At 65.7% G+C, this 21,425-nt stretch carries 19 protein-coding genes; 5 read left to right on the top strand and 14 right to left on the bottom strand.

Annotation, left to right across the window (positions count from 1 at the left end; translation table 11 throughout):
• Window positions 1-70: 70 nt before the first annotated feature.
• From QZM15_RS21390 to QZM15_RS21410, 5 genes are all read right to left on the bottom strand, one after another.
• Complete coding sequence (locus QZM15_RS21390; RefSeq protein WP_059645971.1) at window positions 71-1,252, bottom strand: cystathionine beta-lyase; 1,182 nt, start codon at window positions 1,250-1,252, stop codon at window positions 71-73.
• Between the two features lie 113 nt (window positions 1,253-1,365).
• Window positions 1,366-1,908, bottom strand: coding sequence for a hypothetical protein (locus QZM15_RS21395; RefSeq protein ID WP_059583507.1), 543 nt, complete (start codon window positions 1,906-1,908; stop codon window positions 1,366-1,368).
• A gap of 119 nt (window positions 1,909-2,027) precedes the next feature.
• Window positions 2,028-2,954 carry a sugar kinase gene (locus QZM15_RS21400; protein ID WP_059583510.1) on the bottom strand — a complete coding sequence of 309 codons (927 nt, stop codon included), beginning with the start codon at window positions 2,952-2,954 and terminating at the stop codon, window positions 2,028-2,030.
• 3 nt (window positions 2,955-2,957) lie between these two features.
• Window positions 2,958-4,319, bottom strand: coding sequence for a 30S ribosomal protein S12 methylthiotransferase RimO (gene rimO / locus QZM15_RS21405; protein ID WP_059583511.1), 1,362 nt, complete (start codon window positions 4,317-4,319; stop codon window positions 2,958-2,960).
• 189 nt (window positions 4,320-4,508) lie between these two features.
• Window positions 4,509-4,778, bottom strand: a complete 270-nt coding sequence (locus QZM15_RS21410; RefSeq protein ID WP_185716567.1) for a hypothetical protein — start codon at window positions 4,776-4,778, stop codon at window positions 4,509-4,511.
• Between QZM15_RS21410 and QZM15_RS21415 the strand changes: the two genes are divergently transcribed.
• The 3 genes from QZM15_RS21415 (at window position 4,757) to QZM15_RS21425 (ending at window position 7,167) form a co-directional block, all read left to right on the top strand.
• Complete coding sequence (locus QZM15_RS21415; RefSeq protein ID WP_302107215.1) at window positions 4,757-5,449, top strand: AidA/PixA family protein; 693 nt, start codon at window positions 4,757-4,759, stop codon at window positions 5,447-5,449. The two genes, QZM15_RS21410 and QZM15_RS21415, sit on opposite strands and share 22 nt — an antisense overlap.
• 353 nt (window positions 5,450-5,802) lie before the next feature.
• Window positions 5,803-6,057, top strand: a complete 255-nt coding sequence (locus QZM15_RS21420) for a hypothetical protein (RefSeq protein ID WP_059583515.1) — start codon at window positions 5,803-5,805, stop codon at window positions 6,055-6,057.
• A gap of 834 nt (window positions 6,058-6,891) precedes the next feature.
• Window positions 6,892-7,167, top strand: a complete 276-nt coding sequence (locus tag QZM15_RS21425; protein ID WP_302107216.1) for a hypothetical protein — start codon at window positions 6,892-6,894, stop codon at window positions 7,165-7,167.
• A 232-nt stretch (window positions 7,168-7,399) separates the two neighbouring features.
• On the opposite strand, the gene phaR is transcribed toward QZM15_RS21425, so the two are convergent.
• The 6 genes from phaR to QZM15_RS21455 all read right to left on the bottom strand — a co-directional run bounded on the left by phaR (window position 7,400) and on the right by QZM15_RS21455 (window position 14,542).
• The gene (phaR, locus tag QZM15_RS21430; RefSeq protein WP_006485265.1) at window positions 7,400-7,966 is read right to left on the bottom strand and encodes a polyhydroxyalkanoate synthesis repressor PhaR; all 567 of its coding nucleotides are present in this window, start codon (window positions 7,964-7,966) and stop codon (window positions 7,400-7,402) included.
• A gap of 118 nt (window positions 7,967-8,084) precedes the next feature.
• Window positions 8,085-8,825: a 3-ketoacyl-ACP reductase gene (locus QZM15_RS21435; RefSeq protein WP_059583517.1), complete on the bottom strand. Its 741-nt coding sequence runs from the start codon at window positions 8,823-8,825 to the stop codon at window positions 8,085-8,087.
• A 162-nt stretch (window positions 8,826-8,987) separates the two neighbouring features.
• Window positions 8,988-10,169: an acetyl-CoA C-acetyltransferase gene (locus QZM15_RS21440; RefSeq protein WP_089464802.1), complete on the bottom strand. Its 1,182-nt coding sequence runs from the start codon at window positions 10,167-10,169 to the stop codon at window positions 8,988-8,990.
• A gap of 99 nt (window positions 10,170-10,268) precedes the next feature.
• Window positions 10,269-12,131, bottom strand: coding sequence for a class I poly(R)-hydroxyalkanoic acid synthase (gene phaC / locus QZM15_RS21445; RefSeq protein WP_302107217.1), 1,863 nt, complete (start codon window positions 12,129-12,131; stop codon window positions 10,269-10,271).
• Between the two features lie 356 nt (window positions 12,132-12,487).
• The gene (gene pgeF, locus QZM15_RS21450; protein WP_060316871.1) at window positions 12,488-13,327 is read right to left on the bottom strand and encodes a peptidoglycan editing factor PgeF; all 840 of its coding nucleotides are present in this window, start codon (window positions 13,325-13,327) and stop codon (window positions 12,488-12,490) included.
• A gap of 6 nt (window positions 13,328-13,333) precedes the next feature.
• Window positions 13,334-14,542: an RluA family pseudouridine synthase gene (locus QZM15_RS21455; RefSeq protein WP_302107218.1), complete on the bottom strand. Its 1,209-nt coding sequence runs from the start codon at window positions 14,540-14,542 to the stop codon at window positions 13,334-13,336.
• A 41-nt stretch (window positions 14,543-14,583) separates the two neighbouring features.
• Between QZM15_RS21455 and QZM15_RS21460 the strand changes: the two genes are divergently transcribed.
• Window positions 14,584-15,408 carry an outer membrane protein assembly factor BamD gene (locus QZM15_RS21460; protein ID WP_046545840.1) on the top strand — a complete coding sequence of 275 codons (825 nt, stop codon included), beginning with the start codon at window positions 14,584-14,586 and terminating at the stop codon, window positions 15,406-15,408.
• Between the two features lie 122 nt (window positions 15,409-15,530).
• Here the strand turns inward: QZM15_RS21460 and QZM15_RS21465 are convergent, their stop codons facing one another.
• From QZM15_RS21465 to QZM15_RS21475, 3 genes are all read right to left on the bottom strand, one after another.
• Window positions 15,531-17,780 carry an ATP-dependent DNA helicase gene (locus tag QZM15_RS21465; RefSeq protein ID WP_302107219.1) on the bottom strand — a complete coding sequence of 750 codons (2,250 nt, stop codon included), beginning with the start codon at window positions 17,778-17,780 and terminating at the stop codon, window positions 15,531-15,533.
• A 55-nt stretch (window positions 17,781-17,835) separates the two neighbouring features.
• Window positions 17,836-18,051, bottom strand: a complete 216-nt coding sequence (locus tag QZM15_RS21470; protein ID WP_006478692.1) for a YdcH family protein — start codon at window positions 18,049-18,051, stop codon at window positions 17,836-17,838.
• A 76-nt stretch (window positions 18,052-18,127) separates the two neighbouring features.
• Complete coding sequence (locus QZM15_RS21475) at window positions 18,128-18,865, bottom strand: hypothetical protein (RefSeq protein ID WP_059585320.1); 738 nt, start codon at window positions 18,863-18,865, stop codon at window positions 18,128-18,130.
• Window positions 18,866-19,028: 163 nt separating this feature from the next.
• On the opposite strand from QZM15_RS21475, the gene QZM15_RS21480 reads away from it, so the two are divergent.
• Window positions 19,029-21,353 (top strand): Tex family protein, encoded by a 2,325-nt coding sequence (locus QZM15_RS21480; protein WP_059585319.1) that lies wholly within the window; start codon window positions 19,029-19,031, stop codon window positions 21,351-21,353.
• The last annotated feature ends 72 nt before the right edge of the window (window positions 21,354-21,425 follow it).

Raw genomic sequence — 21,425 nt, forward strand, 5'->3', positions numbered from 1 at the left:
TGAAAAACGCCGGCGCGATATCGCATCGCGCCGGCGTTTTGTTTTTGTGCCGGACGTTGCCGGCGTGCGATCAGCCGAGGGTGGCCTGCATCGCCCGCTCGATGTCGGCGCGCAGGTCGGCTTCGTCTTCCAGACCCACGTAGAAACGCACCAGCGTGCCGCGATGCGGCCAGTCCGGACGCATCGACGCGACGTCGTAAGGCATCGCGAGGCTGCACGCGCCGCCCCAGCTCCAGCCGATCGCGAACAGCTCGAGCGACTCGACGAAACGGTCGACCTGCTCCGCGCTATAGCGCGCGTCGAACACCACCGAGAACAGCCCGCCCGCGCCCGTGAAATCACGCATGAACGACGCATGCCCCGGACAGTCGGCGATCTGCGGATGCAGCACCGCCGCGATCTCCGGCCGCGCCTTCAGCCACTGCGCGAGCGCGAGCGCGCTCTTGCCGTGCGCGTCGAAGCGCACCTGCATGCTCGGCAGGCTGCGCAGCACGAGCGAGCAATCGTCGACCGACACGCCGATCCCGCAGCGCATCCGCGCGAGCTTCAGCTTCGCGTGCAGTTCCGCGTTCGCGGTGATCGTCGCGCCCATCAGCACGTCGCTGCCGCCCGACTGGTACTTGGTCAGCGCCTGCACCGAAATGTCGACGCCGTGCTCGAACGGCTTGAACGCGAGCCCCGCCGAAAAGGTGTTGTCGATCGCGGTGACCACGCCGCGCGCTTTCGCGGCCGCCGTGATCGCCTGCACGTCGGGCACTTCCATCGTCACCGAGCCGGGCGCCTCGAGCCAGATCAGTCGCGTGTTCGGCTGGATCAGCCCGGCAATGCCGGCGCCGATCAGCGGATCGTAGAAGCGCACGGTCAGGCCGAAATCCTTCGCGAGCCAGTTGCCGAAATCGGCGTTCGGGCCGTACACGTTGTGCGGAATCAGCACGTCGTCGCCGGCTTTCACGATCCCGAAGTAGACGTTCATGATCGCCGCGAGGCCCGACGGCTGCAGCAGCGCGTGCGTGCCGCCTTCGATCTCGGCGAGCCGCTGCGCGAGCGCGAGCGACGTCGGCGTCGCATGCAGCCCGTAGCGCCACTGGTTGTCGTCGTGCCAGACCAGCGCGCGCATCGTCGCGAGATCGGGGAACACGACCGTCGACGCGCGCGCGACCGGCGGCACGAACGAACGGAAGCCTTCCGGAATGACGTCGTCGGGTTGAACGATACGGGTTTGCAGTGCGCGCTTGGGAGTGGATGCAGTCATGACGGGGAGCCGGGCACGAGGCCGTTCGGTTGCGGAATATGCCGCTAGATTAGCCAAAATCGATGCGCTTGACCCGGTACAATGCGCGCCGCGCACACCGAGCCAGCACACGCTCAGTCGTCGGTACGCAGGTTGACGATGCCGCCCACCGTCTCGATTTCGTTCACGCGGCCGTCGCGCACCTGCAGCGCCGCGCGCTTGCCCGGCGCCAGACGCAGCACGACCGGCTGCGGATCCGATTCGTCCGAATTCATGCGGTCGGCCTTCAGGTCGCCCGTCGCGTCGAAGCGGCCGATCCACACGCCGGTGATGTTCGTGCCGTCGTTCGACTCCTCGATCTCGAGCGTATCGCCGTCGCGGTCGCCCGCGAGCAGCACGACCTCGCCCGTGTCGGCGAACTGGTATTCGCCGTGCACGCCTTCCTCGTCCGTCTTCGGGCCGAGATGCACGACGATCGGCCGATCGCCGAGCGTGCCTTCGTAGCGCGGCAGGCGGGCGAACTCGGGATTCGGCTTCAGCGGCCGCGCCGGCGCCGGTTCATCCTGCTGCACGCCCGGTACGACGGCCTGCGCCGCGACCACCGTCGGCATCGCGACGCCTGCTGCCAGCGCACCCGCGACGACGAGCGCCCGTTGCCATTCCGAATATCGACCCACCTTGTGTTGCTCCTTGCTTCAGATTGGCCCGACAACCGCGGACCGTGCCGGGTCGAGACCCGGTTCCTGCGTGGCCGCGCGAACCGGCGCCGCAAAGGCGCCGGCTTGCGCGATTCGCGTCAGCCCTGCATCAGGCGTTCCACCGCATCGCGGTGCGGAATCGGCGCGACCGCGCCGTAACCGGTCGTCGACAGCGCCGCCGCCGCGTTGGCATAGCGCGCGGCCGCGAACGGATCGTCGCCCGCGACGATCCGCGCGACGAACGCGCCGCCGAAGCAGTCGCCCGCGCCGGTCGCGTCGACGGCCTCGACCGCGAAGCCCGGCACGACGCGCCGCTCGTTCGGCGTCGCGACATACGCGCCTTCCTTGCCGAGCTTCAGTGCGACGACCCGCGGCCCGTGTTCGAGCATCGCGTCGACGATCGCGTCGCGATCGTTCGCGCCCGTGAGCGCCGTGACGTCGTCCCAGCTCGGCAGGCAGATGTCCGTCTGGCGCAGCGCCTCGCGCATCACCGCGCGGGCACGCGGCAGCGGCCACAGCTTCAGCCGCAGGTTCGTGTCGAAGCTGACCTGCGCGCCGTTGCTGCGCGCATGATCGATCGCCGCGAATGCCGCGTCGCACGCGGCCGTGCTGATCGCAAGACTGATACCCGACAAATGCACGGCCTTCGCGGCCGCGAGCGCGTCGAGCGGCAGGTCGACCGTCGCGTAGCGGCTCGCCGCCGACCCCGCGCGCAGATAGTCGAACTGATGGCCGTCGGCGCCATGCGTGACGAAATACACGCCGGTCGGCGCCGAACGGTCGATCCGCACGTACGTCGTGTCGACGCGCTCCGACGCCCACATGTCGGCCAGCAGGCGGCCGAACGGATCGTCGCCGATCGCCGACACGAAGCCCGTCGACGCGCCCTGGCGCGCCGCCGCGATGCAGAAGTTCGACGTATCGCCGCCGAAGCCCTGCAGGAATTCAGGACGCCCCGGCCGCGACTGGTTGAATTCGATCATCGCCTCGCCGAGCGCGAGAATCTCCGGGAATGCGGCGGCCATCGCTTACACCTCGCCCCACAGATCGTGCCCGTCGGCGCCCGTGATCTTCACGGACACGAAATCGCCGACCTTGTAGCGCTTCGATGCCTTCGCCGCCGGCTCGACGTAGACGACGCCGTCGATTTCCGGCGCGTCGGCTGCCGTGCGGCCGATGCCGCCTTCTGCGCTCACCTCATCGATCAGCACCTTGAGCGTCTTGCCGACCTTGCGCTGCATGCGGTTCGCCGATACTTCCTCGGCGACTTCCATGAAGCGTGCGCGGCGTTCCTCGCGGACTTCGTCCGGCAGCGCGCCATCGAGGTCGTTCGCGGTCGCGCCTTCGACCGGCGAATACGCGAAACAGCCGACGCGATCGAGTTCCGCTTCGCGGATGAAGTCGAGCAGCGTTTCGAACTGCGCTTCCGTCTCGCCGGGGAAGCCCGCGATGAACGTGCTGCGGATCGTCAGGTCCGGGCAGATCTCGCGCCACTTCTGCACGCGCTCGAGCACCTTCTCCGCGTTCGCCGGACGCTTCATGCGCTTCAGCACGTCCGGGTGCGCGTGCTGGAACGGTACGTCGAGATACGGCAGCACGTGGCCCTTGAACGGGCCTTCGGCCATCAGCGGAATCACTTCGTCGACGCTCGGATACGGATACACGTAGTGCAGGCGCACCCATGCGCCGTACTGCGCGGCGAGCTCGCCGAGCGCGGCGACGAGGTCGGTCATGCGCGTCTTGATCGGCTTGCCGTTCCAGAAGCCCGTGCGGTACTTCACGTCGACGCCGTATGCGCTCGTGTCCTGCGAGATCACGAGCAGTTCCTTCACGCCCGACTTGAACAGGTTCTCGGCTTCGAGCATCACTTCGGCGACCGGGCGCGAGACGAGGTCGCCGCGCATCGACGGGATGATGCAGAACGTGCAGCGGTGGTTGCAGCCTTCGGAGATCTTCAGATATGCGTAGTGACGCGGCGTGAGCTTGATGCCGGCCGCGGGCACGAGGTCGACGAACGGGTCGTGCGGCTTCGGCAGGTGCGAATGCACGGCCTGCATCACTTCGCCCACCGCGTGCGGGCCGGTGACGGCGAGCACCTTCGGGTGGACTTCCTCGATCAGGTTCGAGCCGCTTGCGCTCGACTTCGCGCCGAGGCAGCCGGTGACGATCACCTTGCCGTTTTCGGTCAGCGCTTCGCCGATCGCGTCGAGGCTTTCCTGCACGGCTTCGTCGATGAAGCCGCAGGTGTTCACGACGACGAGGTCGGCACCGTCGTAGCTGCCGGAGATTTCATAACCTTCGGCGCGCAGTTGCGTGATGATCTGTTCGGAATCGACGAGCGCTTTCGGGCAGCCGAGGCTGACAAAACCTACTTTGGGGGACTGAGACATCTGGGGTGTGGGGGCGTGGCGGCAAAAGCGTGAGTTTACAGCCGTTTAGGGACCGCGAGGCAAAATCCCGCAGCGCTAGCCGGCGCGCGCCCATGCCGGGTGCTCGTCGGCTCCGTGCCGGTCATTGACGATCGCGTCGGGGGACGGACGGTCCGCATCCCCCGCCCCTCACGGCGCGGGCAAAGCGTGTTAATGGGGACAGAAAACCGAAATTGCGGGCTCTATCCGGCCCCGGGCGCGCTGGCGCGTGGTCGAAACCTTCGACCAGATCTTCACGACACCACGGCTCCTGATGGTGCCATTCCCGTTTATGCCGACAAGGCGATGTGGCGAAATATCGGGACGCGTCGACTTCTCGTAATTGCGCTGCGTTTCGATGCCGTCCGCGCGTAATTGGCTGTAATGGATCGACTGTTTTCCAGCATGTACGGTTGGTCGTGCGCGAGCATCGAACAGCACGCCGCAAATCCAGGAACACGGCCTTATACACGCGTACCAGGAATGCGAACCATCCACTTACCCGAGGAAATGAAATCTACAAGGGACCCAGCGTTGAAGCCAGCATTCAGGAAATCACGTTACTCTCGGTTATTAATGCAGAAAAAGTAATAGAAGAAGCGAATGGGAAAGTGTCGTCCGACAAAAGCCGCCCCGTCCAGGTCGGGCACAATCACCAGTACCTGCTGTGCGACGACCCCTATCGCCCATCCGAAAACCAAGGGGCATGGAATATCAAGTTCTATGCGAAAAAGTTCGATTCCGTCAATTTTACTGGGACCACGATTCACACCAATTCACGCTACGCCGTCATTGTCTACGATCTTGTCCATCAGAGCGGCGATAACGTATTGGATTTGCGCCCGGGAATCGGGCTGACCCACCGCGGCTATACGTTGGCGCGGGCCGCGGAGCCCAATCCGGAGACGAAGGACGGCCTTGATGCGATCCATGTCCCGAGTTCGTTCTCGCTCTTCGACACGCGCGTCATTGGAAACGGAACGGAGGGTTTCTGGATCCGGTTTGCGTTGTATACGCTCGCGCCGATGGGGAAACGCAAAAGTTCCATAGCTACTACGAATGGGATCCGACGATCACCACCTTGGCGCTGTGAGCCGAAGCGCGTTGCGTGACACGTGCTCGCTTCGGTCGAGTGGGCACGCCTGTCAGGGACCGTCACGCTCGACACCGCCGATCAGGCGGCAACCATTCATCAGCGTGTCGTCGCGCCTCATTCGGGCGGCGGCGCGACGAGCACGCTGAGCGATTCTGCCCGGCACAACGGCTAACGCGCCATGGATACATCGCTTCCTGGCGACCCTGTTCTCTCATGCGTGCCACCGCCTGAGGATCTGCTTCACCTTCTGCAAAGGCGACATGGCGCGCCATCGGCGCCACATGCCACACCGAAATCGGCCCGAACCCAGCCGGCCGCTATGCGAAAATCGAACCCTCCACCCTTTTCAATCGACCCAACGGGGTTCGCATGACCACGCACATCACGATCGAATTCACCGAGCACGCGGCGGAAGCCATCGGCGAGCAAACGAGCACCAGCTTTTCGTATGATCAGGGCGCGCACGTCCCGCAACCGGGCGACTTCGTCGAGCTCGAAAACTCCCGGCAGACGTTTCTCGTGATCGGCCGCGTGTTCTCGCTCAAGGCGAACTACAGTGCGGTCAAGCTCGTTCTCGATCTACCGCCGTCGGATGACGAACATGGATTCGATCCGGAATCTTGACGCCTCCAGTTCCGTGACGAAATCGCCAAAAATCCGCCGCAGCAGGCCCGTACTCGCTCCGATGCTCGCGCCGGATACGTTGCTGCCGTCAAGCACTGGTTGAACCAGACCGCATCGTCGCCATCGCCGATCGACCACAGCGCCACGTCGCGTTGCGGTCGGCCGGTTGTCGGCGCAGGCGCGCGACTATCGCTATCGACCGTCCCCGCACGCACCCAGCCTGTGCGCCACCGTTATCGCATGCCTGCGCGTCGCAGCACGCCGCCGGGCGAATCTTCCTGCCATCGCCTGTAGCGTTCCGAAACGCGCATACGAAACGTGCGCGCCCCGCGCATCGCCCGGTACGAAGTCGCCGTTCACGTCGAAGCCCGCCAACGGGCCGCCCGTCTATTTCGCGAGCACCGATGCGCGGCCCGCGCCAGCGCGATTAGCGCTTGCCCGACCGATCGGCCGGCACGGCGGCTCGCTCGTCGCTGGCCTCGGGTTTGTCGATGAATCGTATTCAAAAAATCCGACCGACAAAATAAAAGTAGAAAAACAAACCACACAAAAATCACCAAACCACACCACAACCCAAAACCACAACTCGAAATAATCTATAAATTTATTTTTTTACGACCACCGAATCACCCCATCCTTTGCAAATCATCACAAGACACAATTCACAAAAATATTTTGAAATAGTCAATAATCCACAAAAATCATTTCCAAATCCGCCACCCCCATCCAACACTCGATCAATCTCCAATATATTCGACACCCATTCAGCCCGGCAACACTGAACCGCGCATTACCCGTACCACAACCAAGCAATCCATTCATCAAGGAAAGACCATGAGAAAACTCGCGGCCACCCTCGTTTCGGCCATGATGCTTGCTGCATCCTCGTACGCCTCTGCGGAATCGCTTTGCAAGGCAGGCAAGATCGACAAGATCGAAACCGATACGAGCGGCAATCTCCTCGTATCCATCAACGATGGCATTTATTCGTTCAGTGCAAAGGAAGTTTTTCCGATTATCTATTCGGCATTTTCCGAAAATAGAAATCTCTTTATTTACGGAAACAACTGCGCGAACGGATCGGCGGCAGGCCGCTTCGCGGTTCGATAAGCCGGCCGAAAATCCGGCCATCGGCATCTTTTACAATCAGCGCTTTATCTGATATTCGGCCGACCGGGCTTTGCCGGTCGGCCTTTTTAATTTGCACTGATGCGCCACGGTACGACAACGCCCATGCACTCGCGGGCAATGCCACCGTGCGGACAATCGTTCCGCGAAACGGCCCGTTGCCGTCCCGCGCGATGCCGGCGCGACACTTTGCGCGCCCACGCCGGATCGCCGCTTACTTCTTCTCCGGTTCCGACGCTCCCGGCTGCTTGAACGGGAACGTGCTGAACATCGATTTCGCCTGGTTCTGCATCTGTTCCTGCATCTGCACGAACATGTTCTTCGACTGCTCGATGTAGCTCGTCATCATCCCTTGCATCATCGGCGCCTGCATGTTCATGAACTGCGACCAGACTTCCGGATTCATCGCGTTCCCTTCGTACAGGTTCTTCGATTGATCCGCGAGCTTGTTCTGGATGTCGATGAACGCCTGGATGTTCTTTTCCAGGTACGTGCCCATCATGCCCTGCATCGCATGACCGTAGAAACGGATGATCTGCGACAGCATCGACGACGAGAACATCGGCACGCCGCCGCTTTCCTCTTCGAGGATGATCTGCAGGAGGATGCTGCGCGTCAGGTCTTCGTTGGATTTCGCATCGACGACCTTGAAATCCTCCTGCTCCAGCACGAGCTGCTTCACGTCGGTCAGCGTAATGTACGTGCTTGTCTCGGTATCGTAGAGCCGGCGGTTCGGATACTTCTTGATGAGCCGTTCGGCCGTCTTCTTTGTAGTAGTCATGTAACGCCTTTGAGTGCAGCGTAGCGCAAGTGACGAATCCCCGCCGCCCGAATCCGGGAGGCGGGGGCCTTCGGAAAACGCCCGGCCGCGCGGCCATCCGCCCGCGCGGCCCGGACGCTCAGCCCATGTGCAGGCCGCCGTTCAGCGAGAAGTCGGCGCCCGTCGCGAAGCCGGAATCGTTCGACGCGAGCCACGCGACGATCGAGCCGATTTCTTCCGGCCCGCCGAGACGCCGCACCGGAATCGTCGCAACGATCTTCTCGAGCACGTCCGGACGGATCGCCTTCACCATGTCGGTACCGATGTAGCCCGGCGACACGGTGTTGACCGTCACGCCCTTCGTCGCGACTTCCTGTGCGAGCGACATCGTGAAGCCGTGAATGCCGGCCTTCGCGGTCGAGTAGTTCGTCTGACCGAATTGCCCCTTCTGGCCGTTCACCGACGAAATGTTGATGATGCGGCCCCAGCCACGTTCGACCATCCCGTCGATCACCTGCTTCGTCACGTTGAACAGGCTCGTCAGGTTCGTGTCGATCACCGCCGTCCAGTCTTCATGCGTCATCTTGCGGAACACGACGTCGCGCGTGATGCCCGCGTTGTTGACCAGCACGTCGATCTCGCCGACTTCGGCCTTCACCTTGTCGAATGCTGCCTTGGTCGAGTCCCAGTCGCCGACGTTGCCTTCCGACGCGATGAAGTCGTACCCGAGCGCCTTCTGGTCCTCGAGCCATTTCACCCGGCGCGGCGAGTTCGGGCCACAACCTGCCACCACCTTGAAGCCGTCCTTCGACAGACGCTGGCAAATGCTGGTGCCGATGCCGCCCATCCCGCCGGTTACGTACGCAATTCGCTGAGACATAAATCTCACTCCATTTTTTGGTTTCGAGAGCTGCCGGAGCCCCCTCTGACTTCACGTGACGCCGGCCGAAGCCGCAATCGGCCGGCGCACGGATTCGGTTCGCCGATGGCGAACGGCTGGTTACGGACGGCCGGTTACGGACGGCCGGTCACGGACGGCCGGTCACGGACGCTCGACCGCGAGCGCGACGCCCATCCCGCCGCCGATGCACAGCGACGCCAGCCCGCGCTTCGCATCGCGCTTGGCCATCTCGTGCAGCAGCGTCACCAGGATCCGGCAGCCCGACGCGCCGATCGGGTGGCCGATCGCGATCGCCCCGCCGTTCACGTTCACCTTCGACGTGTCCCAGCCCATCTGCTTGTGCACCGCCAGCGCCTGCGCCGCGAACGCCTCGTTGATCTCCATCAGGTCCAGGTCGCCCGGCGTCCAACCCGCGCGCTCCAGGCACCGGCGCGAGGCCGGCACCGGACCCATGCCCATCACGCTCGGATCCACGCCCGCGTTCGCGTACGCCTTGATCCGCGCCAGCGGCGTCAGGCCCAGCGCCGCCGCCTTCTGCGCCGACATCACCAGCACCGCCGCCGCGCCGTCGTTCAGCCCCGACGCGTTCGCCGCCGTCACCGAGCCGTCCTTCGCGAACGCCGGCTTCAGCCCGGCCAGCGATTCGGCCGTCACGCCGTGACGCACGAATTCGTCGGTCGCGAACTGCAGCGGCTCGCCCTTGCGTTGCGGGATCGACACCGGCACGATCTCGTCGTTGAAGCGCCCGGCCTTCTGCGCGGCTTCCGCCTTGTTCTGCGACAGCGCCGCGAATGCGTCCTGCTCCTCGCGCGTGATCCCGTATTCCTTCGCGACGTTCTCCGCCGTGATGCCCATGTGGTACTGGTTGTACACGTCCCACAGGCCGTCGACGATCATCGTGTCGACCAGCTTCGCGTCGCCCATCCGGAAGCCGTCGCGCGAGCCCGGCAGCACGTGCGGCGCCGCGCTCATGTTCTCCTGGCCACCCGCGATCACGATGTCCGCGTCGCCCGCGACGATCGCGTTCGCCGCCAGCATCACGGCCTTCAGGCCCGAGCCGCACACCTTGTTGATCGTCATGCCCGGCACGGCGCTCGGCAGCCCCGCCTTGATCAGCGACTGCCGCGCCGGGTTCTGCCCGGAGCCGGCCGTCAGCACCTGGCCCATGATCACTTCGCTGACCTGCTCGGGCTTCACGCCCGCACGCTCCAGCACCGCGCGGATCACCGTCGCGCCCAGTTCAGGCGCCGCCACCTTCGCCAGCGAGCCGCCGAATTTGCCGACCGCGGTCCGCGCGGCCGATACGATCACTACGTCCGTCATTTCCCTTTCCTCCAGGCCCGCACGACACGGCGCATCGTTACCGGCCCTGTTAAAAAAACTGCGGTGCACCGGACAGCGTGCGCCGCTGTCCGGTTTTCGTCAATCGCGCTGCAACACGTAGCGCCCGGGCGCCGGCTCGATCACCGGGAATTGCGCGGAACCGGGCTGGGCCGGCGGCGCGATCTTGCGGCCGCCGTACGCGTCGAGCCACTCGACCCACGTCGGCCACCAGCTTCCCGGCTGCTCGGTCGCCGCGGCGAACCAGTCGTCCGCGGATTCGGGCAGGTCCTCGTTGACCCAGTAGCTGCGCTTCTTCTTCGCCGGCGGGTTGATCACGCCCGCGATGTGCCCCGACGCGCCGAGCACGAACTTCAGCGGGCCCGAGAGGATCGACGTCGATGCGTAGGCCGTCTGCCACGGCACGATGTGATCCTCGCGCGAACCATAGATGAAGGTCGGCACGTCGATCAGCGACAGGTCGACCGATTCCCCGCACACGGTCAGCGCCCCCGGCTCGCGCAGCTTGTTCTCGAGATAGGTATGGCGCAGGTACCACGCGTACATCGGGCCCGGCAGGCTCGTCGAATCGCTGTTCCAGTACAGCAGGTCGAACGGCGCGGGCGTGCGGCCCTTCAGGTAGTTGTCGACGACGTAGTTCCACACGAGATCGTTCGGCCGCAGGAACGAGAACGTGTTCGCGAACTCGACGCCGCGCATCAGCCCCGGTTGCGCGCCGTTCTTGCCGCCGATGGTCTGCTCGCGCATCTGCACGTGCGCCTCGTCGACGAACACGTCGAGGATGCCCGTATCGGTGAAGTCGAGCATCGCGGTGAGCAGCGTCATCGACGCGGCCGGATGTTCGCCGCGCGCGGCGAGCACCGCGAGCGCGGTCGCGAGCATCGTGCCGCCGACGCAGAAGCCCAGCGTGTTGATCTGCTCGCGGCCGCTGATCTGCTGCACCGCGTCGATCGCGGCGAGCAGCCCTTCGTTCATGTAGTCGTCCCAGGTCTTGTGCGCGACCGACGCATCCGCGTTGCGCCACGACACGAGAAACACCTGATGGCCGTTCGACAGCGCGTGCGCGACGAGCGAATTCTCGGGCTGCAGGTCGAGGATGTAGAACTTGTTGATGCACGGCGGGACGATCAGTAGCGGCCGCTCGAACACCTTGTCCGTCTTCGGCGTGTACTGGATCAGCTGGATCAGGTCGTTCTCGTACACGACCGCGCCTTCGGTACACCCGAGGTTCTTGCCGACCACGAACTGCGATTCGTCGGTTTGCGAAATCTTGCCGCGCTGCAGATCGCCGAGCAGGTTCATCATCCCCTGCCGCAGGCTTTCGCCATGCGTCTCGAGGATCGATTTCTGTGCTTCGGGATTGAGTGCGAGGAAGTTGCTCGGCGCGGCGGCGGCCGTCCACTGCTGGACCGTGAAACGGATGCGCTCGCGCGTCTTCGGATCGGTCTGCAACGCGTCGGCCAGCTCCTGCAGGTAACGCGCGTTGAGCAGATACCAGGCGGCCGCAAACGCATGCGCGGGCGACGCCTTCCACGCGTCGCCGCTGAAGCGGCGGTCTTTCAACTCCGGCGACTCGAGCTTCGCGGCGGCCGCCTGCTGCATCAGCGTCATGCAATCGCGCGCGTAGTCGGCCTGCAATGCCTGGAGCCGTTCGGGCGGAATCGCGGCAACCGGCAGTTTCAGCCCCGCGAACGGCGACGCCATCGCGCCGAGGTCGGGCATCGACGGCATCTGGAACGGAAACGACGTCGGAAACTGGAATGTCGCGAACGGATTGACGGAGGCCGACGCCGTCGCGGCGCGCGCCGGATCCGCAAAACCACGCCACGCGTTCAACCACGACTCGAACATCTGCTGCATCGGCTGGGCAGCCGGATCGAAACCGGTACTGCCCGCGGAAGTGCCCGCATGCGCGGACGTCGACGAATTTTTCGATGCTGTCATTACCTGCCTTACCGGTGATTCGTGAGCGTCAATCGTGAAATCCTGCTCGCGCGCGGCGTGCCGGCTGCGAGCCGGGCCGTCATGCTCTGGAGAGGCGTCTCCAGATTCTGCCGCAGTGCGGTATTTTTATCATTATCGTTTTCCCCATGTGATGCGCGATCAAACCACTGAACATTTCCGCACGGAGATAATCCTCGCACAACAGACGGGACAAGGGTTCCGACAAAACATAAAACATTTTTTCTGGCTTGACGTCGGAATTTTTCATTCAGTCGCGCATGCAACGCCGCATTGCCGCCTCAATATCGAGATAAAGCGATTTCGCGGCGCAACAAAACCCGCGCATGCGCGTGCGATCAATCGGCGAGCCAGATTGCCGCGGCCATGCGGCCCGTCACGCGGTCGCGTCGATACGAATAGAAGCGCGTGCGTTCGGCGACCGTGCAAGCCGTCCCGCCGCTCACGTGCGCCACTCCCGCACGCGCGAGTCGCAGGCGCGCGAGCGCGTAGAGATCGGCGAGAAACTTGCCGGGCGCGCCGTCGATCGCGACGAACGCATGACGGGTTTCATCATGCTCCGACTGCGGAGCCGTGTCGAGAAACGCATCGCGCACGTCGGCGCCGACCTCGAACGCCCGCGGGCCGATCGCCGGCCCGAGATAGGCATGCAGCGTATCCGCCGCGCCGCCCGCGAGCGCCGCGACGCGCGCCGCGGTCTGCTCGACGATGCCGGCCGCGAGCCCGCGCCAGCCCGCATGCGCGGCGCCGACCGCGCGACCCTGCGCGTCGCACAGCAGCACGGGCAGGCAATCGGCCACCATCACGACGCAGACGGCGCCTGGCTGGTCCGTGACGCTCGCGTCGGCCTGCACCGGCGCCGTGGCGGCAGGCGCCGCGGCGATCACCGCGTCCGCCTGCACGATCTGCGCGCCGTGAACCTGTTCGAGCCATGCGGCGCTCGACTGGCCCGCGAGCGCGAGCACGCGCGCGCGATTGACGGCGACATGGTCCGGATCGTCGCCGGTATGCAGGCCGAGATTCATCCCGCCCGGCAGCGCGGCGCCGTCCTGCCAGCGCCCGTACGGACCTTCGCTCACACCGCCGTTGCGCGTCGTGATCAGCGCACGCACGCGCGGCGACACCTGCCAGTCGGGCTGCACGCAGTCCCGCCACGTCAACGGCGCCAGGTTCGTCATCGGCACTCACTCCTCCTCATCGTCCAGATACGGCTCGTCGTCGTGATACTCGCCGCCGAAATCGTCATCGTCGTAGACACCGTCGTCGTCGTCGAATTCCTCGTCGCCCTGTCCGAAGCCGAGCGCCGCGACGAGCGCATTCATGTCGTCCGGCAGCGGGCAGCGCCACTGCATCGCCTTGCCCGTGACCGGATGCACGAGGCCGAGCCGCCACGCATGCAGCGCCTGCCGTGCGAATCCGTCCGGCAGCGGCGTGACCGAACGCTTGCCGCGCGCATGCCCGTAGACCGGATCGCCGAGCAGCGGGTGCCCGGCGTGCGCGCAATGCACGCGGATCTGGTGCGTGCGGCCGGTCTCGAGATCGCACTGAATCGCCGACACCGGCTGACGTTGCCACAGGCATGTGTCAACCGTGCGGAAATGCGTGCGCGCGGGCTTGCCCGACGCCCCCGTGACGACGGCCATGCGCGTACGCTCGCGCGGGTCGCGGCCGATCGGCGCGTCGATCGTGCCCTCCTCCGGCATCGTGCCCCACACGAGCGCGAAATAGCGGCGCTTCACCGTGCGGGCCTGCAACTGGCGCACGAGGTCCGTCTGCGCGGCCAGCGTGCGTGCGACCACCATCAGGCCGGAAGTTTCCTTGTCGAGCCGGTGGACGATCCCTGCCCGCGGCAGGCCGGCCGCCGCGTCGCCGTAGCGATGCAGTAGGCCGTTGAGGATCGTGCCGCTCCAGTTGCCGGCGGCCGGATGCACGACGAGGCCGGCCGGCTTGTTGATGACGACGAGCGCGTCATCCTCGTAGATCACGTCGAGCGGCACGGGCTCAGGCGTGAACGCGAGCTGCTCGGGCAGCAGGTCGGGCACGAGCGCGATCTTCGCGCCGAGCGGCACCGGCTGGCGGATCTTCGCCGGCGCGCCGTCGACGAGCACGCGCTGCGCCTCGATCCAGTTCTGCAGGCGGCTGCGCGAGAATTCGGGGAACAGTTGGGCGAGCGCCTTGTCGAGCCGTTCGCCGGCAAGCGACAGCGGCACTTCGACGATGCGCGGCGCGTCGTCGCCCGCCGCGGACGGCACCACGGGCGGCTGCATGGCGTCGCCGGCCAGATCGTCATCGAGGGAATCCCCCGACGCAGCGTCGGCGGGCCGATCGCTTGGGCTATAATCTTCGCGATTTGGTGTGCCCGGCTGGGCATTCTGCGAACTTGAACGGGTCATTTAGACTGGGTCACCGAGACTTGAAGCTAGGACATGCGAGCATGATGAATTCGACCAAACGCACGGCCAGAACCGTCGCCGCCCGGGCTGCGGCGGTAGCGGCCGCGGCCCTCATCGCCGGCTGCCACGGCTTGCCGCAGAAGCAGGACGAGACGGCTACCTGGTCGAACAACAAATTATACTCAGAGGCCCAGGACGCACTGTCCGGCGGCGACTGGGGCAAGTGCGCGAAATATTTCGAATCGCTGCAAGGCCGCGATCCGTTCGGCCATTTCGCGCAGCAGGCGCAGATCAACGTTGCATACTGCAACTGGAAGGACAACGAAGCGGCAGCGGCCGACCAGGCCGTCGATCGCTTCATCCAGCTCCACCCCGATCACCCGGATATCCCGTACGCGTACTACCTGAAGGGGATGATCCACTTCAACGACGATCTCGGCCTGTTCGGGCGCTTCTCCGGCCAGGACATGAGCGAGCGCGATCCGCAGGCGCTGCGCGAATCGTACGATGCGTTCAAGGTGGTCGTCGACCGCTTCCCGAAGAGCAAGTACGCGCCCGATGCGGCCGCGCGGATGCGCTACATCGTCAACGCGCTCGCGTCGCACGAAGTGCATGCGGCCGACTACTACTACCGCCGCGGCGCGTATGTCGCGGCCATCAACCGCGCGCAGCTCGCGATCAAGGACTACAAGGGTGCGCCGGCGATCGAGGATGCGCTGCACATCATGATCCTGTCGTACGGCAAGCTGAACCAACCGGAACTCGCCGAAGACACCAAGCGCGTGCTCGCGGGCACGTTCCCCGACAGCCCGTACGTGACGGGCCATTCGCGCCCCGGTACGAAGAAGTCGTGGTGGCAGTTCTGAAGCACGGCGCGACGTAACACCCCGGCGCGCACACAAAAAACCCGGCCAACGAGCCGGGTTTTTTATTGGCGCCGCATGCAGGCAGCGCCGGTGCGTTCGCGCGGCCAGCGCCGCGCATGCGGTCACGCGCGCTTGTCCGAGCGGTGCTCGTCGAAGAAATCCTGGACGACCGCGATCTCGCGCGTGCGCTTGAACGGCGGCAGGCTCTGCCAGATCCGGCGCCCGTACGGCTTGTCGACGAGCCGCGTATCGCAGATCATCAGCACGCCGCGATCCGTCTCGGCACGAATCAGCCGGCCCGCGCCCTGCTTCAGCGTGATCACGGCCTGCGGCAATTGATGCACCGCAAACGGGCTCAACCCCTTCTTCGTCAACGCATCGAGCCGCGCGGCCAGCACCGGATCGTCCGGCGGCGCGAACGGCAGCTTGTCGATCACGACCAGCGACAACGCATCGCCGCGCACGTCCACGCCTTCCCAGAAACTCTGGCTGCCGACCAGGATCGCATTGCCGTACGCGCGAAAGCGGTCAAGCAGCTCCGTGCGGCTTGCGTCGCCCTGCACGAGCAGCGGCATGTTCCAGCCGCGCGATTCGATCACGTCGCGCAGCTTCGACGCGATCCGGTCGACCGCGCGCAGCGTCGTGCACAGCATGAACACGCCGCCGCCGGACGCCTCGATCGCCGGCAGCGCGGCATCGAACACGGCATCGGTGAACGCGGGCGAAGACGGCTGCGGCAGGTTGCGCGGCACGTACAGCAGCCCCTGCGACTGGTAATCGAACGGGCTGGCGAGCGTCATCGAACGGCGCGAGCTCAGGCCCATCTGCGCCGCGTAGTGCGTGAAATCGCCGCGCACCGACAGCGTGGCCGACGTGAACACCCATGCGCGCGGCACGCCCGCACGCTGCTTCGCGAAAATCGGCGCGACCGACAGCGGCGTTTCGTGCAGTTGCACGGTATGCGCGAACACCTCGACCCAGCGCACCTTCTCGTTCGGATCGCCTTCGGATGCCGCGTTGTCGCCGGCGGCTGCCGCATCGGCCTGCGCGGCCGCTTCCGACGCGCCGGGCGCGACCCAGCCGGCCAGCAGGTCCTGCAGCTCGCGGGCGCGGCGCAGGCACGCACCGAGCGATTCCGCGCGCTCGGCCTGGCTCGCGAGCGCCGATGCGAGCGCATCGAGCGCGACGTCGAGCGCGTCGAGCGCACCGAACATCGGGTGATCGTCGCCCAGTTGCGCGAGCGACATGCGCACGATCTGGTCGTTCGCGAACGCGAGGCGCAAGTCGCGCGCCGCACGCTCGAGATCGCCGCCGAGCTTCACCCACTCGACCGCGTCGCGCGCATGGCTCAGGCCTTCGGCCACGGTGTCGCGCGCGAGCTCGAGAATCTGCGTCGTCGACAGCGTTTCGCCGAAGAACAGCGTCGCCGTCTCCGGCAACTGGTGCGCTTCGTCGAAGATGATCGTGTTCGCGTTCGGCAGCAGTTCGGCCATCCCCGTGTCGCGCAACATGATGTCCGCGAAGAACAGGTGATGGTTGACGACGACGATGTCGGCCTGCTGGGCCTCGCGCCGCGCCTGCATCACGAAGCATTCCTTGTAGTGCGGGCATTCCTGGCCGAGGCAGTTGTCCCGCGTCGACGTGACCATCGACCACACGGGCGCGTTTTCGGGCACGCTCGCGAGTTCGGCCTTGTCGCCGCTCTTCGTGATTTTCGCGAAGCGGACGATTTCCTGCAGATAGGCCGTGTCCTGCCGCGACGGCAGCCGGCCGTTGTCGGCCGTGCGTTGCAGGTAGTAGTGGCACAGGTAGTTGGCGCGGCCCTTGAGCATCGCGACCGACACCGGCACCGCGAGCGCGTTGCGCACGGTCGGGATGTCGCGCAGGAACAATTGGTCCTGCAGATGCTTCGTGCCGGTCGACACGATCACCTTGCCGCCCCACAGCATCGCAGGCACCAGATACGCGTAGGTCTTGCCGGTACCCGTGCCGGCCTCGACGATCAGCGTGTTGTCGCCCGCGTCGTGGTCGGATTCGGCGGCCGCGGCGTCGTCCGCGGCCGGCGCGGCCGTCTTGTCGGCGTCGCCCAGGCGGCGCGCCGGCCGCTTGCGGGTTTCGAAGATCTCGGGCTCGGGCATCCGGCGTGCGGATGCCTCCATCGCGGACGCGACCGCCCGCGCCATCTCGATCTGCGACGTACGCGGCCGGTAACCGTCGAGTGCGCGCGCCAGCAATCCGCCTTCGCCAAAGATCGTGTCGAGTTCGTCGACGCGCTTGCGGCTCAGCTCGAAAGTGCCTTCGGGCGCACGAGCGCGCGCGGCGGACGTCGTGTCACGCCGGGCATCGGGGGTGGCTTCAAGCGGTGAATTCAAGGCAAGCGTTCCTGTGTCCAGCGCCCGGGCGGCGCCGGCGCTTGCCAGGCCGCGCTCAGGCGCGCTTATCCGGTTCGAGCTGCGATTGCAGCAAAATGATTTTGTCCTTGGCCGCCAGCTTTTCCTTCTTCAGGCGGTGCAGCGTGATGTCGTCGATGTCGGAGTGTCCTTCCTTCAGCTCGATCTCCCGAGCGAGCTGCTGGTGCTGCTCCTGCAATGCAGCCAAACGGTTGTGCAATTCCTGCTGCTGTTCCGTGTGACGGTTTTGCATAGTTGCCTCCTCATCGAAGCAGCGCGACGGCTGGCGTGCCGACGCGCCCGAGACTGATCCCGATCAATTCAACACGTTACTGCCCCTGCTGTTGCTGCTGCCTGGCCTTCTCGGCCGCTTCCTGCTGACGCCGCTCGACATCGGCCTTGTGCTGCGCGGCTTCCTTCTGCTTCTGCTCGTAGCGCGCGGCGTTGTCCGCCCGCTCCTGCGCCTTCTGCGCCGCCTGCTGGTGCGCCTGGTCGAGCTTGCGCTGGAAATCCGCCTGCTTCTGGTCGTATGCCTGCTTGCTCGCCGCGCGTTGCGGCCCTTCCGCGCCGCGCTGCGCCTGCTTCAGTGCATTCTGCTCCTGCTTGTCGCGGAATGCAGCCGCGTTCGCCGCGTCGTTCGCCGCCCGCTGCGGCGCTTCCGCCGCGTTCTGCGCCTGCTTCAGCGCCTGCTGCTGGTCGCGCTGCTGCGCCCGCACAGCGCGCTGCTCGTCGTTGAGCGCGAGCTGCTCCTGGCGGATGCTCGCCCGCTCCTCGCGCATCCGGTCGCGCGCCTTGCCGAGACAGTGATTGACGAAGAATTTGCTGTAGCAATCGTGCTCCGCCACCGCATAACGATAATCGTTTTCCGCGGAGCGCTGATTGAGCACTTTTTGACGGGCGTCGAAATCCGGGGCGGCGGAGGCGGCAACGGGCGCGGACGCGGCGGCGTCCGAGGCCTGCGCGAATGCGCCGGAAGCCCCGGCAGACAAAGCCGCGGCGAGCGCTGCGCCGAGCGCGACGAGAGAAATACGGGAAGTTGGCAACGTCGTAGGAAAGCTGCGGGACATGTGTCAAATTCTATCACCCCCGGCTGGACGCTCCGCCATTTATGGCAAAATGCCCCGCTCCATTCACCCGCGGCCTTGCCCCGGCGGGCCCACCGTGCAGTCCGCCGCTGCGGGCCTGCCGGCCCGCGCCGCGATTTCAGCAGGCAGACAGACCATCCACGACATGACGGAAACCGTAGCACTCAAGATCGTACAGCGCATCGCCACCGAACTGTCCGTCCAGCCGCGCCAGGTCGCGGCGGCCGTGCAACTCCTCGACGAAGGCTCGACCGTTCCGTTCATTGCCCGGTACCGCAAGGAAGTGACCGGCAACCTGGACGACACGCAGCTGCGCCAGCTCGAGGAACGCCTCCTGTACCTGCGCGAGCTCGAGGATCGCCGCGCCGCGATCCTGTCGAGCATCGACGAACAGGGCAAGCTGACCGACGAACTGCGCGCCGCGATCGACGCGGCCGACAGCAAGCAGGTGCTCGAAGACCTTTATCTGCCGTACAAGCCGAAGCGCCGCACGCGCGCGCAGATCGCCCGCGAAGCCGGCCTCGAGCCGCTCGCGCACGCGCTGCTCGCGAACCCGCTGCTCGACCCGCAGGCGGAGGCGGCCGCGTACGTCGACGCCGACAAGGGCGTCGCCGACGTGAAGGCCGCGCTCGACGGCGCGCGCGACATCCTGTCCGAACAGTTCGGCGAGACGGCGGAGCTGCTCGGCAAGCTGCGCGACTACCTGCACAACCAGGGCGTGGTGTCGTCGGCCGTCGTCGAGGGCAAGGAAAACGAGGAAGGCGAGAAATTCCGCGACTATTACGACTACGCGGAAACGATCAAGACCGTGCCGTCGCACCGCGCGCTCGCGCTGTTCCGCGGCCGCAACGCCGGCGTGCTGACGATCAAGCTCGGCCTCGGCGAGGAGCTCGACGCGCAGGTGCCGCACCCGGGCGAGGCGATGATCGCGCGCCATTTCGGGATCGCGAACCAGAATCGCCCGGCCGACAAATGGCTGTCCGACGTCTGCCGCTGGTGCTGGCGCGTGAAGGTGCAGCCGCACATCGAAAACGAACTGCTCACGCAGTTGCGCGAAACGGCCGAAACCGAGGCGATCCGCGTGTTCGCGCGCAACCTCAACGACCTGCTGCTGGCCGCGCCGGCCGGTCCGAAGGCGGTGATCGGTCTCGACCCCGGCCTGCGCACGGGCGTGAAGGTCGCCGTGGTCGACCGCACCGGCAAGCTGCTCGCGACCGACACGATCTACCCGCACGAACCGCGCCGCGACTGGGACGGCTCGATCGCGAAACTCGCGCGCATCGCCGCGCAGACGCAGGCCGAGCTGATCAGCATCGGCAACGGCACCGCGTCCCGTGAAACCGACAAGCTCGCGAGCGAATTGATCGCGAAGCACCCCGAACTGCGGTTGCAGAAGATCGTCGTGTCGGAAGCCGGCGCGTCGGTCTACTCGGCGTCCGAGCTCGCCGCGAAGGAATTCCCGGAGCTCGACGTGTCGCTGCGCGGCGCCGTGTCGATCGCCCGCCGCCTGCAGGACCCGCTCGCCGAGCTCGTGAAGATCGAGCCGAAGGCGATCGGCGTCGGCCAGTACCAGCACGACGTGAACCAGCGCGAACTCGCCCGCTCGCTCGACGCGGTCGTCGAGGATTGCGTGAACGCGGTCGGCGTCGACGCGAACACGGCGTCCGTCCCGCTGCTCGCCCGCGTGTCGGGCCTGAACGCGACGCTCGCGCGCAACATCGTCGACTACCGCGATGCGAACGGCCCGTTCCCGTCGCGCGAGCACCTGCGCAAGGTGCCGCGCCTGGGCGACAAGACCTTCGAGCAAGCCGCCGGCTTCCTGCGCATCAACGGCGGCGAGAATCCGCTCGACCGCTCGTCGGTGCACCCGGAAGCATATCCGGTCGTCGAACGGATGCTCGCGAAGATCAACAAGCGCATCGACGACGTGCTCGGCAACCGCGAAGCGCTGTCGGGCCTGTCTCCGATGGAATTTGTTGACGAACGTTTCGGCCTGCCGACCGTGCGCGACATCCTGGCCGAACTGGAAAAGCCGGGTCGCGATCCGCGTCCGGAATTCAAGACGGCCACGTTCCGCGAAGGCGTCGAGAAGGTATCGGATCTCGTGCCGGGCATGACGCTCGAAGGCGTCGTGACGAACGTCGCCGCGTTCGGCGCGTTCGTGGATATCGGCGTGCACCAGGACGGCCTCGTGCACGTGTCGGCGATGTCGACGAAGTTCATCAAGGACCCGCACGAAGTCGTGAAAGCCGGCCAGGTCGTCAAGGTGAAGGTGCTCGACGTCGACGTGAAACGCCAGCGCATTGCGCTGACGATGCGCCTCGACGACGACGCGGCAGCGCCCGGCATGTCGTCGCGCGGCGGCCAGGATCGCGGCAACGCGGGGCGCGGTGCCGCTCGCCCGCAGCGTTCCCGCGAGCCGGAACCGGCAGGCGCGATGGCCGCGGCATTCGCGAAGCTCAAGCGCTGAGCGCGAAGGCGCCCGAAGCAATAAAAAACCCGCCTTCCGGCGGGTTTTTTATTGCTTCGGCGAAACGCGCAG

It is taken from the genome of Burkholderia sp. AU44665 (genome assembly GCF_030504405.1).
GTDB lineage: Bacteria > Pseudomonadota > Gammaproteobacteria > Burkholderiales > Burkholderiaceae > Burkholderia > Burkholderia semiarida.